Annotated in this window: 15 protein-coding genes; 7 read left to right on the top strand and 8 right to left on the bottom strand. The window is 60.9% G+C overall.

Annotation, left to right across the window (positions count from 1 at the left end; genetic code table 11):
- Window positions 1-158: 158 nt before the first annotated feature.
- Complete coding sequence (locus IOD40_RS15615) at window positions 159-1,352, top strand: GGDEF domain-containing protein (protein ID WP_198477625.1); 1,194 nt, start codon at window positions 159-161, stop codon at window positions 1,350-1,352.
- Between the two features lie 9 nt (window positions 1,353-1,361).
- Here IOD40_RS15615 and IOD40_RS15610 read toward each other — a convergent pair whose 3' ends face one another.
- Window positions 1,362-2,063 carry a COG3904 family protein gene (locus IOD40_RS15610; RefSeq protein ID WP_198477624.1) on the bottom strand — a complete coding sequence of 234 codons (702 nt, stop codon included), beginning with the start codon at window positions 2,061-2,063 and terminating at the stop codon, window positions 1,362-1,364.
- A gap of 27 nt (window positions 2,064-2,090) precedes the next feature.
- Window positions 2,091-2,444 carry a hypothetical protein gene (locus IOD40_RS15605; RefSeq protein WP_198477623.1) on the bottom strand — a complete coding sequence of 118 codons (354 nt, stop codon included), beginning with the start codon at window positions 2,442-2,444 and terminating at the stop codon, window positions 2,091-2,093.
- Between the two features lie 168 nt (window positions 2,445-2,612).
- On the opposite strand from IOD40_RS15605, the gene IOD40_RS15600 reads away from it, so the two are divergent.
- The 6 genes from IOD40_RS15600 (at window position 2,613) to IOD40_RS15575 (ending at window position 7,148) form a co-directional block, all read left to right on the top strand.
- A complete protein-coding gene (locus tag IOD40_RS15600) occupies window positions 2,613-3,074 on the top strand; it encodes a GNAT family N-acetyltransferase (RefSeq protein ID WP_198477622.1) in 462 nt (153 codons plus the stop codon).
- 64 nt (window positions 3,075-3,138) lie between these two features.
- Window positions 3,139-3,495 carry a hypothetical protein gene (locus IOD40_RS15595; protein WP_198477621.1) on the top strand — a complete coding sequence of 119 codons (357 nt, stop codon included), beginning with the start codon at window positions 3,139-3,141 and terminating at the stop codon, window positions 3,493-3,495.
- A gap of 216 nt (window positions 3,496-3,711) precedes the next feature.
- A complete protein-coding gene (gene sdhC, locus IOD40_RS15590) occupies window positions 3,712-4,116 on the top strand; it encodes a succinate dehydrogenase, cytochrome b556 subunit (protein WP_198477620.1) in 405 nt (134 codons plus the stop codon).
- A gap of 1 nt (window position 4,117) precedes the next feature.
- Window positions 4,118-4,501, top strand: coding sequence for a succinate dehydrogenase, hydrophobic membrane anchor protein (gene sdhD / locus IOD40_RS15585; protein ID WP_198477619.1), 384 nt, complete (start codon window positions 4,118-4,120; stop codon window positions 4,499-4,501).
- A gap of 4 nt (window positions 4,502-4,505) precedes the next feature.
- Window positions 4,506-6,353, top strand: coding sequence for a succinate dehydrogenase flavoprotein subunit (gene sdhA / locus IOD40_RS15580; RefSeq protein ID WP_198477618.1), 1,848 nt, complete (start codon window positions 4,506-4,508; stop codon window positions 6,351-6,353).
- Between the two features lie 15 nt (window positions 6,354-6,368).
- Window positions 6,369-7,148, top strand: coding sequence for a succinate dehydrogenase iron-sulfur subunit (locus tag IOD40_RS15575; RefSeq protein WP_198477617.1), 780 nt, complete (start codon window positions 6,369-6,371; stop codon window positions 7,146-7,148).
- A gap of 180 nt (window positions 7,149-7,328) precedes the next feature.
- Here the strand turns inward: IOD40_RS15575 and IOD40_RS15570 are convergent, their stop codons facing one another.
- From IOD40_RS15570 to IOD40_RS15545, 6 genes are all read right to left on the bottom strand, one after another.
- Entirely contained in the window at window positions 7,329-7,943 is a 615-nt protein-coding gene (locus tag IOD40_RS15570; protein ID WP_198477616.1) for a pyridoxamine 5'-phosphate oxidase family protein, read from the bottom strand.
- 10 nt (window positions 7,944-7,953) lie between these two features.
- Window positions 7,954-8,601, bottom strand: coding sequence for a septation protein A (locus IOD40_RS15565; protein ID WP_198477615.1), 648 nt, complete (start codon window positions 8,599-8,601; stop codon window positions 7,954-7,956).
- On the bottom strand, window positions 8,601-10,007 hold the full coding sequence (gene ftsY, locus IOD40_RS15560) for a signal recognition particle-docking protein FtsY (protein ID WP_198477614.1): 1,407 nt from the start codon (window positions 10,005-10,007) through the stop codon (window positions 8,601-8,603). Before ftsY ends, IOD40_RS15565 begins: the two co-directional genes overlap by 1 nt.
- A 17-nt stretch (window positions 10,008-10,024) precedes the next feature.
- The gene (gene mtaB / locus IOD40_RS15555) at window positions 10,025-11,320 is read right to left on the bottom strand and encodes a tRNA (N(6)-L-threonylcarbamoyladenosine(37)-C(2))-methylthiotransferase MtaB (protein WP_198477613.1); all 1,296 of its coding nucleotides are present in this window, start codon (window positions 11,318-11,320) and stop codon (window positions 10,025-10,027) included.
- 175 nt (window positions 11,321-11,495) lie between these two features.
- Complete coding sequence (gene dapF / locus IOD40_RS15550; RefSeq protein WP_198477612.1) at window positions 11,496-12,380, bottom strand: diaminopimelate epimerase; 885 nt, start codon at window positions 12,378-12,380, stop codon at window positions 11,496-11,498.
- A gap of 83 nt (window positions 12,381-12,463) precedes the next feature.
- Window positions 12,464-13,243 carry a glycosyltransferase family 25 protein gene (locus IOD40_RS15545; protein WP_198477611.1) on the bottom strand — a complete coding sequence of 260 codons (780 nt, stop codon included), beginning with the start codon at window positions 13,241-13,243 and terminating at the stop codon, window positions 12,464-12,466.
- Window positions 13,244-13,311: the final 68 nt, after the last annotated feature.

Below are 13,311 nucleotides of genomic sequence, written 5' to 3'. Positions count from 1 at the left end.
TCTTACGGGTCCGACACAGGCAGCATCCCGATTTTCGGGATGCTGTTTTTGCCAGAAGCTCCTTTGCGAAAATTCCGCTGGGTAAGATCGCGGAATTTTGTAAATTTAACGCTCTTTTCGGTGGTGGCGCTCTATAAGACTGGAAACTCGGATTACGTATGAGCGGCGCGTATTTCATCCTCATCATCGGGCTGTCGATAACAGGGCTGTTCATCACCGCCTTTGTTGCGATTGCAATGTATGATCGCCGCTACGTTGCAGCCTGGTGGTTTGCGGGCACTTACATAGGCGGCTTCGCCTATGCGCTCACCGAATTTCTGCTTCCCTACACGGTCAATGTGCAGCTCGAAATCTACGTGCTCGGTCACGCCATATTCCTTCTGGCGGTGACACTGCTGAATTTTGGGCTCGCCCGGCATTACGCGGTCGCGCCGCCGATCCGGCTTCTTGTCGCGGTGTTCGTGGTCTCGGTGGCGGTCAATCTGTTGACTCAGGGCATGATGCGCGACTCCCTGACCCGGATGTTCATCTATCAGGCTCCGTATTTCGTGATGCAGATGATCGGCGCCGGTATCGTCCTGCGCTCGCTAAGGCGCTCGACACTGGATCTTGCGCTGGCAGGCCTGATGGTGATCACCGCGCTGCATTATCTGGCAAAGCCGCTGGTTGCCATCGCCGTGGGCGGACCGGGTGCTAATCCCTCAGACTATCTCTCCACCACCTACGCGATGGTCTCGCAGTCCGGGGCGATCGTGCTGGTGGTTGCCACCGGCCTCCTGCTGCTTCTGATCCTTGGCAAAGACATTGTCGGGACCATCGCTCTGCGTGCCGAGACGGATGTGCTTTCCGGTCTGTTGAACAGGCGCGGCTTTGATGCGCGCTTTTCCGAGTTGAGCCATGCTTGCACGAGACAAGGATTGCCGATCTCGCTGATCGCCTGCGACCTCGATCATTTCAAATCGATCAACGACAGTTTGGGCCACGCTGCAGGAGACCGCTTGATATCGCAGTTCGGCGCGGTGTTACGCGACGAGGCGGAGGTCTCCTATGTCATTGCCCGCACCGGTGGCGAAGAGTTCTCTATCCTTCTGCCGCGGGCCAATCTTCACGTCGCGCGCCTGTTTGCAGAACGCGTTCGAACTGCTTTCGGGAACAGCGCATCAGCAGACCTTCCCGCCGGGCATGCGATCAGCGCAAGCTTCGGTGTGGCGGAGCTTGGCGAGGGGGAAGCATCGCAATCGCTGGTAGATCGCGCCGACGCAGCCCTTTATGAGGCCAAAAGGTCAGGGCGCAATTGCGTGCGATACAGCCTATTCAGCGGACGACCGTTCGAACAGGCGAGCAGTTACTGACTTCGCCGTTTACCTGGTCGCTTCCGTCACCATGGAATAGGTCTTCAGCTCCTCCGTCGACAGATAATAGAGTTGGTCGGGCGGGGTATCGAGAGCGTGCAGCCATAGCGCGGGGTCGACGCCCATCTCCATAAGGTATCGGGAAATGCGCGCGGCTGTCAGCTGCGCGTCAGCCATAGCATGCGCCGGGTCGAGCATTGGGTGGTCTGCATAAAACTGATGCACGCCAAGAAATGCATTCGGTTCGACCGTACGGGTTACGCCGCCCGCAAAGACAAGCGGACAGGATGAGGCACAAATCGCACCATTTTCGATACGCGTTTCAACCTTCATCTGGCGCAAGTGCCTTGCAATGCGGATTGCATCATTGATCGAGCCACCCGGAGATTGCAGCGCAACAGCCGTCGGTCGGACGTCTAATCCCGACACCTCAGCTATAAAACGGTTCGCCGATCCGGGATCGATCAGGCCGGACAGTTCAAGGACACCATCCGCCCTCAGTTGAAGGCGAAGCGGTGCTTCGGCGTAAGGATCAGCGATTGCGCTTTTGGAAGCTGAAGGCATTGGCTCGACGGTCGCAAGAGGCGATGTCGTGTTCGACAAATGGTCGTTGAGAGCTTTCGGGTCAGCGAGGGCCGCGACAAGCAGTCCACCAGCAAGACCGCAGACCGCGGAGAATAATGCTGCACGATCCTGCAGGACTGCCAGCATCACTTCAGCCCGCAGATCTTCATGATGCTACCTGCAGACCAAGGGCGCCTGGGGCACCATTCCGGCCTCGAGCCCGTACATGTGGCTACGCCCTACCCAGACATGGGGCTGACGGGTGCAATATCGGTAATCGGGAGCGGTGGGGCGCTTGTCGTTCAGGTAGACGACTTCCGGCTCGTGATAGGATCCGGTGCGCTCATACGCTTGCGCTGTATGACCCATGCCGACAATGATGCGCTTGTATCCGGCCGGGCTGTGTATCACCAGATTTCCATAAGAGTCGGCATGAACCCGATCCCGCAAGGTGCCGCCGGCGATCGCGGACGACGCGCAGGCAAGGGTCAGGGCGGTTACCCAGGTTGCGAGGACTGCACTGCGCATCAGACTCTCCTGCTGATGGGATGATCTCTCTGTTTAAATATTAACCTTTTATTAACCATTGTTAAGAGCATTTGCCGGGACTTCGGTCTGGGGCTGCAAACATGGTTAATAGCGGCGATTGACAGCCGGGCGGGCAGGGGTCGATACAGCACCATGAAGGAGCGATGCATGAATCAGGCTCATCAAATCGACATCAGCCTTCTGCGGCTGAAGGATGCTCGGGCGTTCGCCCCACTGCTCGCCGCATACGTGCAGGCGCTGAAGCGCGGTGCCCCTCGCAGGCCCGACGAGTTTTACGCCGAAACGCTCCTGCAGGATCGCACGGCAGAGGTGCTCGGAGCGCGGATTGACCACGAGCTTGTCGGCTTCGTTGTCTTCACCGACATGCCGGACCCGCTCTCGGGGCTGCGGTGCGGCCAGGTCGATCATCTTTATGTCCATCACGATCACCGCAAGAAGGGAATCGGCAAGGCGCTTATCGATGTACTAAGCGATCAGGCGGAAGAGCGCGGCTGGTCGCGTCTCGTCCTCAACGCACCGCGTCAGCCTGAAGATGGGCGCCGGCTTTACGAGCAGGTCGCGGCGCCAGCCGACTGGACCTCGCACGTCATCCGCTACGACGTGACCTGATTCCTGCCCCGACGGGCTCGGGGCATCTCATTTATATCCACATTCAAAGGGTACTCTGCCGCACATGTTGACGAATCCGTATTCGGGCCGAGCCGTCGTGCGCGTCGGTATCATGATGAGCGTCGCGATTGCCGTCGGGGGGTGCGTTGCGTCTCCGCAGCAAGGAGGCGGGGTGAGCGATGGCTCAAGGCCCCAGCCGCGCAATGCGACCTATGCCTGCGAAGCTGGCGGCAGCTTGAGGGTTGAATCCACGCGCGGCGCCGTCAGGCTGACGGACCCATCCGGCGAGGTCTACGAACTTCCTGCCGCGCCCCCGAATCAGACCTCGCGGTTTGGCCAGGACGGAATGGCGCTGGTGGTTGAGGGCGGCGAGGCGCTCTGGATGCACGCCGGCAAGCAGCCGCTTACCTGCCGCCGCTAATATTATTGGGTGCCGTAGCGGCGTCTTTGACGATGCCGCTACGGCACAATGCCGGTTCAATCGATTGATTGAGCCCAGGCCCCATTATTGCCGCTTTCAGTCTTTGACGCGCTGCAAAATCCGCATTAGAAGACCGGCACGCCAAAAGGTCGCGATCCGTACACGGCACAGCCGCCAAACGAGCTCGGAGCGAGGCCCACATCTTTTGGGGGAGCCATGAGCAAAACCACAGCCACCCGCGCAAGACCACTTTCGCCGCATCTGCAAATTTACAAGCCGATCCCAACGATGATGATGTCCATTGTGCATCGCATCACGGGTGCCGCCCTCTATTTCGGAATCGTCCTTTTTGTCGCGTGGCTTCTCGCTGCCGCAACATCGGAGAACTGGTTCAATTCGCTGAGCGCGATTTACGGATCCCTGCTGGGCCGTCTCATCCTGTTCGGTTTCGCCTGGGCATTGATCCATCACGCACTGGGCGGGATTCGCCACTTCGTCATGGACACCGGTCGTTGGCTGGAAAAGCGCGCCTCAACGAAGATGGCAGTTGCCATGCCGTTCGTGTCGGTCGCCCTGACAGTCGTCATCTGGATCATCGGTTACATGGCGCGGGGAGCATAAGATGTCCGATTTCCGCACTCCACTTTCCCGAGTTCGTGGCCTCGGTGCCGCTCGTGAAGGCACCGGCCATTTCTGGTACCAGCGCCTGACCGGCGTCGCCAATCTGCCGCTGATGCTGTTCTTCATCGGCCTGGTAATCGCATTGAGCGACGCATCCTACGCCGAAGTTCGGGCAACGCTCGGCAACCCGCTGGTTGCCATCGTCCTCGTCCTCGCGCTTCTGTCGGTGCTCTATCACATGAAGCTCGGCATGCAGATGATCATCGAGGACTATGTCCACGGCGGGGTGTGCAAGCTGGCGCTGCTGATGCTGAACATCTTCTTCACAATCATTCTCGGTGCGGCATCCCTGTTCGCGCTGCTCAAGATCGCATTCGGAGGCTAAAGACGTGGCCGAGACCAGAAAGACCGTCGAACGTCCTGCCGTTAACGGAAAAGCCTACACCTTCGTCGACCACAAGTTCGACGTGGTCGTGGTGGGCGCCGGTGGCGCGGGCCTGCGTGCTACCCTCGGCATGGCCGAGCAGGGACTGAAGACCGCTTGCATCACCAAGGTGTTCCCGACCCGCTCGCACACGGTTGCCGCTCAGGGCGGCATCGCTGCATCGCTGCGCAATATGGGCCCGGACCATTGGCAGTGGCACCTCTATGATACCGTCAAGGGTTCCGACTGGCTCGGCGACGTTGACGCAATGGAATACCTTGCACGTGAGGCTCCGGCAGCGGTCTACGAGCTGGAGCACTACGGCGTTCCGTTCTCGCGTACCGAAGATGGCCGCATCTATCAGCGCCCGTTTGGCGGTCACATGCAGAACTTCGGCGACGGTCCTCCCGTACAGCGCACCTGCGCCGCGGCTGACCGTACCGGCCACGCGATCCTGCACACGCTCTATGGCCAGTCGGTCAAGAACAACGCGCAGTTCTTCATCGAGTACTTTGCCCTCGACCTGATCATGACCGACGGTGTCTGCACCGGCGTCGTGGCCTGGAACCTCGATGACGGCACGATCCACCGCTTCTCGGCGAAGATGGTCGTTCTGGCGACCGGTGGCTATGGCCGCTCGTACTTCTCGGCAACCTCCGCACACACCTGCACCGGCGACGGCAATGGCATGGCGGCGCGCGCTGGCCTGCCGCTGCAGGACATGGAGTTCGTCCAGTTCCACCCGACCGGCATTTACGGCGCAGGCTGCCTCATCACTGAAGGTGCACGCGGCGAGGGCGGCTATCTCGTCAACTCCGAGGGCGAGCGCTTCATGGAGCGTTACGCACCGTCGGCCAAGGACCTTGCCTCGCGTGACGTTGTCTCGCGCTGCATGACCATGGAGATCCGCGAAGGTCGCGGCGTTGGTCGCAACAAGGACCACATCTACCTGCACCTCGATCACCTTGATCCGGCGGTGCTGCATGAGCGCCTGCCGGGCATCTCCGAGAGCGCGAAGATCTTCGCAGGCGTTGATGTCACGCGCGAGCCGATCCCGGTTCTGCCGACCGTCCACTACAATATGGGCGGCGTGCCGACCAATTATTGGGGTGAGGTTCTCAACGCCGACGCCGACAATCCGGGACGCATCCAGCCGGGCCTGATGGCCGTGGGTGAGGCGGGCTGTGCTTCGGTGCACGGTGCCAACCGTCTAGGCTCCAACTCACTGATCGACCTGGTGGTCTTTGGCCGCGCGGCCGCAATTCGTGCCGGTGAGGTCATCGATCGTGAAACCGCCGTGCCGGACATCAACGAAGCCGCCTGCGAAAAGATCATGGAGCGCTTCGACCGTCTGCGCCACGCCAATGGCTCGACCCCGACGGCGGTGCTGCGTGAGAAGATGCAGCGCGCCATGCAGGAAGATGCCGCGGTGTTCCGCACCCAGGAGACGCTGGAAGAAGGCTGCCGCCGCATTTCTGCGCTCTGGAAGGAACTTCCCGATCTCAAGGTCTATGACCGCTCGATGATCTGGAACTCGGATCTTGTCGAGACGCTTGAGCTGGAAAACCTGATGGCGTCGGCTATTACTACCGTCTATGGCGCGGAAGCGCGCAAGGAAAGCCGCGGTGCCCATGCCCGCGAGGATTTCTCTGCTCGTGACGACGTCAACTGGCGCAAGCACACGCTGGCTTGGGTGGACGAGAAGGGCAACGTCAAGCTCGACTATCGTCCGGTTCACACCGAGACCATGCTGCCTGTTGAACAGGGCGGCATTGACCCGGCCAAGATTGCGCCTAAGGCGCGCGTCTACTGATCGCGGGGAAAGACAATGGTTGAAATCACCCTACCCAAGAACTCGCGGGTTCAAGAAGGCAAGGTGTGGCCGAAGCCGGAAGGCGCGACCAACCTGCGTGAATACAAGATCTATCGCTGGTCGCCCGACGACGACGAAAATCCACGTCTCGACACCTATTATGTCGATACGGACGATTGCGGCCCGATGGTTCTTGATGGCCTGCTTTACATCAAGAACAAGATCGACCCGACGCTGACGCTGCGCCGCTCGTGCCGTGAGGGCATTTGCGGCTCGTGCGCGATGAACATTGACGGCACCAACACGCTCGCCTGCACCAAGGGCTGCGATGAGGTGGACGGCGCCATCCGCGTTTATCCGCTGCCGCATATGCCGGTGGTCAAGGACCTGGTTCCTGACCTGACCGTTCCTTACGCACAGCTGTCCTCGATCCAGCCCTGGCTGCAGACGGTGTCGCCTGAGCCGGCAAAGGAGTGGCGTCAGAGCCATGAGGACCGTGCGAAGCTCGACGGTCTTTATGAGTGCATCCTGTGCTTCTGCTGCCAGACCTCGTGCCCGAGCTATTGGTGGAATGGCGAACGCTATCTCGGCCCGGCCGTTCTGCTGCAGGCATATCGCTGGCTTATCGACAGCCGTGACGAAGCGACCGGCGAGCGTCTCGACAACCTCGAGGACCCGTTCCGCCTCTATCGCTGCCACACCATCATGAACTGCACGCAGGCTTGCCCTAAGGGTTTGAACCCGGCCAAGGCAATTGCCGAAATCAAAAAGATGATGGTCGAGCGCCGCGTCTAAGCGTCAGCTTCGATTTGTGAGATCGGAAAAGGCGGGCTTTGGTCCGCCTTTTTGTTTTGGAGAAGCGCTCAGGCATGGATCCTCGGGTCAGGCCCGAGGATGACGATGTACCTGGAACGTTTTTCCCTCGTCATCCCCGGCTTGACCGGGGGATCCACGCCGGACGGCTTGAGGTGGGGCTCACCACATCGTCTGCGCGTAAGACGTTCTCAACGCTTCATCCACCTCTTCGCCGCTCTGGTTGGTGGCGATCTGTTCGGCGAGGATTTGGCCGAGGGTGGGCAGCGACGCGCGGTCGGGCCAGGTTTCGGGCTTCCAGAGCGAGGAGCGCATGAACGCCTTGGCGCAGTGCATGTAGCAGGCATCGACGGAGACGACCAAGACGCTGATCGGCAATTTGCCGTCGATGGCAAAACGCTCGCGCAAGGCGAGATCGGCCGTTAGCCGCGCCTTGCCATTGATGCGCAGCGTCTCGTTCATGCCGGGAATGAGGAAGATCAGGCCGATCGCCGGGTTTTCTATCAGGTTCTCGAACGTGTCGAGCCGGTTGTTGCCGGGACGATCGGGGATCGCGATGGTGGCGTCGTCGAGGACCGCGACGAAGCCCGGCCTGTCCCCCTTGGGTGTGACGTCTGCATTGCCGGCCGCGTCTTGCGAGCCGATCAGCACGAAGGGGCTGTGGGCGAGGAAGGTGCGGGCATGGCGATCCAGCGCCCGCATTTCCTTTGCGACCGCGCGTCCGCTCGCTTGCTTGTAGTGGGTCCGGAGTTCGTCTCGTGTCGTGATGAACTCCATCCTGTCCCCCCTACTCGGCTGGCTTCTGCTCCACGGAATGGCGCATGATGAGCGGCATCTGAGTAAATGTGAAGAGGATCGTCAAAGGCATCGTGCCCCAGACCTTGAACGCGACCCAGAAATCGGTCGAGAAATTACGCCAGATGATTTCGTTGAGCGCGGCCAGCACAAAGAAGAAGATGCCCCAGCGAAGCGTGAGTTTGCGCCATCCCTCAGCATCCAGCTTGAAGGCAGACTCAAAGACATAGCCGAGGAGCGACTTGCCAAAGAACAGGCCGCCCAGGAGCACCGCTCCAAACAGGGAATTGACGATTGTCGGCTTCATCTTGATGAAGACATCGTCCTGCAGATAGAGCGTCAGCGCGCCGAAGACGAAGACGACGGCGCCTGAGACGAGCGGCATGATCGGCAAGGTGCGGGTCAGCATCCAGGAGACGATCAGTGCGATTGCCGTCGCAACCATGAAGAGGCCGGTGGCCATGAAAATCGGGCCGCCGAACGAGCCCAGCACCGGCCATTTTTCAATCAGCCATTCGCTGCGCGAGTTTGCAAAGAAGAAGACCAGCAACGGGCCAAGTTCGAGCCCAAGCTTGAGCAACGGATTCAGCTCGGGCTTCTTCGGGTCGGAAGGCTCACGCTCAAAGTCCGGTTGGCCCATCAATTCACTCCAGCAATCGCCTTGGCGAAGTCGCCGGCGGAAAACGGTTCTAGATCGTCGACCTGTTCGCCAACGCCGATGAAATAGACCGGCAGCTTATGCTTGGCGGCAATCGCCACAAGGATGCCGCCGCGCGCCGTGCCGTCGAGCTTGGTCATGACAAGACCGTTGACGCCGGCCACATTACGGAAGATCTCGACCTGGTTGAGAGCATTCTGGCCCGTCGTGGCGTCGACCGTTTGCAAAACCGTATGCGGCGCTTCGGGATCGAGCTTGCCGAGGACGCGGACGATCTTTTCGAGCTCTGCCATCAGTTCAGCGCTGTTTTGCAGGCGGCCCGCGGTGTCGATGATGAGGACATCGGAGCCATTGGCCTTGGCCTTCTCGAACGCGTCAAAGGCCAGGCCGGCAGCATCGGCACCGAGCTTTGACGAGACAACCTCGGAATTGGTGCGCTCACCCCAGATCTTCAGCTGTTCGATCGCGGCCGCGCGGAACGTGTCGCCGGCTGCGAGCGTGACCTTGAGGCCGCCAGCGGTGAGTTTCGCCGCAAGCTTGCCGATCGTGGTGGTCTTGCCGGTGCCGTTCACGCCAACGACGAGCACGACATGCGGTTTGTGCGACAGATCCAGTTCGAGCGGTTTGGCGACCGGCGTCAGAACTTTCTCGATTTCCTCGGCCATGACCTTGCGAACTTCATCGTCCGAAATGTCCTTGCCATAGCGGCCGGATGCAAGCGAATCCGTGACGCGGATTGCCGTCTCCATGCCAAGATCGGCGCGGAGCAGCACGTCTTCCAGATCCTGCAGCGTGTCTTCGTCGAGCTTGCGCTTGGTGAAGACGCCGGAGATGGAATCGCGCAACTCCCGCGACGAGCGCGACAGGCCGAGCGACAGGCGCTGGTACCAGGAAAGGCGCGGCTCCGGTGCAGCTTCAACAGGTTCTTCCTCGACCTTCTTTTCGACCGCCTTGGAGACCGTGACCTTGGCAGGCTCGACCGGAGGAGGCGCGGGAATTTCCGATGGTGCGGGCTCTGGCTCAACAGGAGCCGGCGGCACGGCAAGCGGTTCAGGTTCGATCACCGGAATTTCGGCTGGCGCAGGTTCTTCTGCCGGAACCTCGGTAGGTGCCGGTTCCGGTGCAGGTGGCACGACCGGTTCGGCCGGCACTTCCACCGGCTCTGGCGCAGGAGGCACTTCAGCCGGGATATCAGGCTCGACGGCCGGCTCTTGCGGCTGCGGTAGCTCGGGTTCAGCTGCAGGCTCTGCCGGAACTTCCGCTGGCGGCGTGACCGGGACTTCCGGCTCTGCCGTCTGAACTGTTTCCAGTTCGGCCTCTAACGGCTTTGCTTCATCTTCCTCGTTCTTGCCGAACGAGAACATTTTCTTGATAAAACCGAGCGCCATGGATCCTGCCAGTTAGTTCAAGCCGCGCACACGGAGGCGCGGCTGGCGATCAGCCGCTCGCCGTCATGGCCGGAAATGAGTGCCTCGATGATATCGCCGGGCTGGCCAGCTGCAATCGAGGTGACGAAGAAGTTTTCAGTGCGGCCGATGCCGTCCTTCTCGATCAGGATACGCTGGCTTGTGCCAACCAGACGGTCCAGGTGACGACGGTAGGCGGCATCGCCCGCCTGGCGCAGCAGTGCGGCGCGTTCCTTGACGATCCGACGGTCGACCTGCGGCATGCGCGCGGCTGGCGTTCCCTGACGCGGCGAATAGGGGAAGATGTGCAGATGCGTCAGGCCGCATTCCTCGATGATCTTCAGCGAGTTTTCGAACATCGCATCGGTCTCGGTCGGGAAGCCGGCAATGATGTCGGCACCAAAGGCAATGTCTGGACGCAGACGGCGCACATCCTCGCAAAAGCGGATGGTGTCGTCGCGGAGGTGCCGGCGCTTCATGCGTTTCAGCACCATGTCATCACCCGCCTGCAGCGACAGATGCAGATGTGGCATTAGGCGCGTTTCCGATGCGATTGCGTCCATCAGGCTTTCGTCGGCCTCGATGGAATCGATCGACGACAGGCGAAGGCGCGGCAGGTCCGGCACCTGACGCAGGATGGTCGTAACCAGCTTGCCAAGCTTTGGAGAGCCCGGCAGATCGCCGCCGTAAGAGGTGAGATCAACCCCGGTGAGCACCACCTCGCGAAAGCCGTTGTCGACGAGGCGCTTGACCTGCTCGATTACCCCGCCCATCGGCACCGAACGCGAATTTCCGCGACCATATGGGATGATGCAGAAGGTGCAGCGATGATCGCAGCCGTTCTGCACCTGCACGAAGGCGCGGGCGCGGCCATCAAGGGAATCCACCATATGCGAGGCGGTTTCGGTCACCGACATGATGTCGTTGACGCGCACCTTCTCGAAATCGTTGACGCCAAAGTCCGGCAGGGCGCGATAGGAATGAGCCTTCAGCTTTTCCTCATTGCCAAGGACAAGGTCGACCTCGTCCATTTCGCCAAAGCTCGCCGGCTCTGTCTGGGCGGCACAGCCGGTGACGATGATGCGCGCGTCGGGATTGTCGCGGCGCGCCTTGCGGATCGCCTGCTTGGCCTGACGCACAGCCTCAGCCGTGACAGCGCAGGTGTTGACGATGACAGCACCGCCGGCGAGCGTATCCAGCCCCGCCGCATGCGCCTCACGCCGCATCACTTCCGATTCATAGGCATTCAGCCGACAACCGAAGGTGAGGATGTCGATACCCTTCGGATCGCTCACGGCTGGATCTCCTCAAGGCTACCCCCACCCCGTACCCCTCCCCACAAGGGGGAGGGGGATTCTGGGACGTGGAGCATGGCAACGAATGCTGCTGCCGAAGCGAAATGCACCAATTCCCCTCCCCCTTGTGGGGAGGGGTTAGGGGTGGGGGTGTTCCCCACGCAAACGTCAGCCATCATACCGCGTCCTCGCTGGCGTGTTGCCATGAGCCGGTCTTCGGATCGAACTCGCCGGCAAATTCCCATTCGGCCGGGCCGGTCATGATGACGTGGTCGTCGGCGCGCCATTCAATGATGAGCTTGCCGCCGCTTGGGGCGGTAATTGTCACGGTGCGCAAGGTGCGCCCGGTGCGGGCGCCCGAAACCGCAGCCGCGCACGCAGCCGAGCCGCAGGCAAGCGTCAGGCCAGCACCACGCTCCCAGGTGCGAATGTTCAATGTCTCGCGCGAACTGACCTGCGCAATCGTGATGTTGGCGCGTTCCGGGAAGATCGGATGGTTTTCCAGCAGCGGCCCGAACTTTTCGAGGTCGTAGGACCAGACGTCTTCATCGACCCAGAAGATCGCGTGCGGATTGCCCATCGAGGCGACCGATGGCGAATGCAGCACCGGCGCGTCAATCGGGCCGACCTGGAGCTCGATGGCGCGGGTGTCGCGAAACTCCTCGGCGAGCGGAATGTCCTGCCAGTCAAAGCGCGGCTTGCCCATATCGACGGAGATGAGGCCATCCTCGTGCTCGACCGCGTTGACGATGCCGGCGAGCGTCTGGAAGGTAAAAACCTTCTTGTCGGTCTCGGCGGCCAGCGCCGAGACGACGCAGCGGGTGCCGTTGCCGCAGGCCTGCGCCAGCGAGCCGTCAGAATTTATGATCTCGATATAAAAATCTGTGCCTGCGAGACGCGGATCGTGGATCGCCATGATCTGATCGAAATGCGTGGCCGGATCGGCGGCAAGCGCAATCGCGGCGTCCGCCGAAATGCGGTCCATGCGACCACGCATATCGGCAACAATGATCTTGTTGCCGATGCCGTTCATCTTGGCAAAGGAAGCGGGCGCACTCATGGGCGGTATATGGCGGAAACGACGCGAAATTACCAGTGCAGGCGAGGTGTGAAGCAATGCCGCTCACGCCCGTACCGGCAACATCAGGTTCTGAACTGGGCGCGATCTATCAGCGGCTGGCGCCGCTGCGAGTGGAAGGCCGCCTGGAGCAGGCAGCGACCGCGATTCAGCTCCAACTCCAGACGCAGCAGCGCCTTGCGCAACTTACTGGAGGGACGAAAAAGTCGTTTTTCCTGCGGGCGATGGTACGGCTGGGCATCCTCGTTGTCCTGGAGGAACCGCATCTGCACTGCCTGGGCAGGTTCAATCTGCAGCCCCATCAGCCAAGGGCGGTGCCAGAAATAGGAATCGATGAGGCCGTAGCGCTCGGTATCCTTCAGCATCCGCCCCGCAACCTGCGGTCCGATCACATAGGCGGCCAGGCCGACGCGGTTCTTGAACACACGTCGCGCCACCACCTTGCCGCCAAGAAACGCCAGCTTCTCGCGATCATCCAGAATGTGCGGTTCTGGCGTGAATTCGAGGTCGAAGGCGGCGTTTGCCGGAATTTGTGCGGCTTCGATCGCCGTCAGCACCTGCGGCAGCGTTTCTGCCAGCACGGCATCGTCCTCAAGGATGAGGGTCGGCTGGCCGGTCTTCACGACCCTTGTCCAGGCAAGACGGTGCGAGCGGAAGCAGGCGATGTCCTGCGGCAGCGAGGGGCTTGGCCACATATTGGCCGCCGCCTGACATTCGGCGTCAGTCAGATCGCGCGCCTCAAAGGCGTCAAGGAATTCGAAGGAAAGCCCAAGCCGCGCCATCTGTCCGGTCTGAAACGCACGGCGCGTCTCTTCCTCCTGGCGGCTGATGATGATGATGTGCATGCAAGATCCGAAATTTGAAAGCCCGGCATTCGGCCGAGCATAGCGCTTGCGCATTCGCGACCAGCGCC

Origin of the sequence: Aquamicrobium zhengzhouense (assembly GCF_016124105.1) — a bacterium.
GTDB classification, from domain to species: domain Bacteria; phylum Pseudomonadota; class Alphaproteobacteria; order Rhizobiales; family Rhizobiaceae; genus Aerobium; species Aerobium zhengzhouense.
Note: the sequence above shows the minus strand (reverse complement) of the source record. Positions and strands in the feature narration are given on the sequence as shown.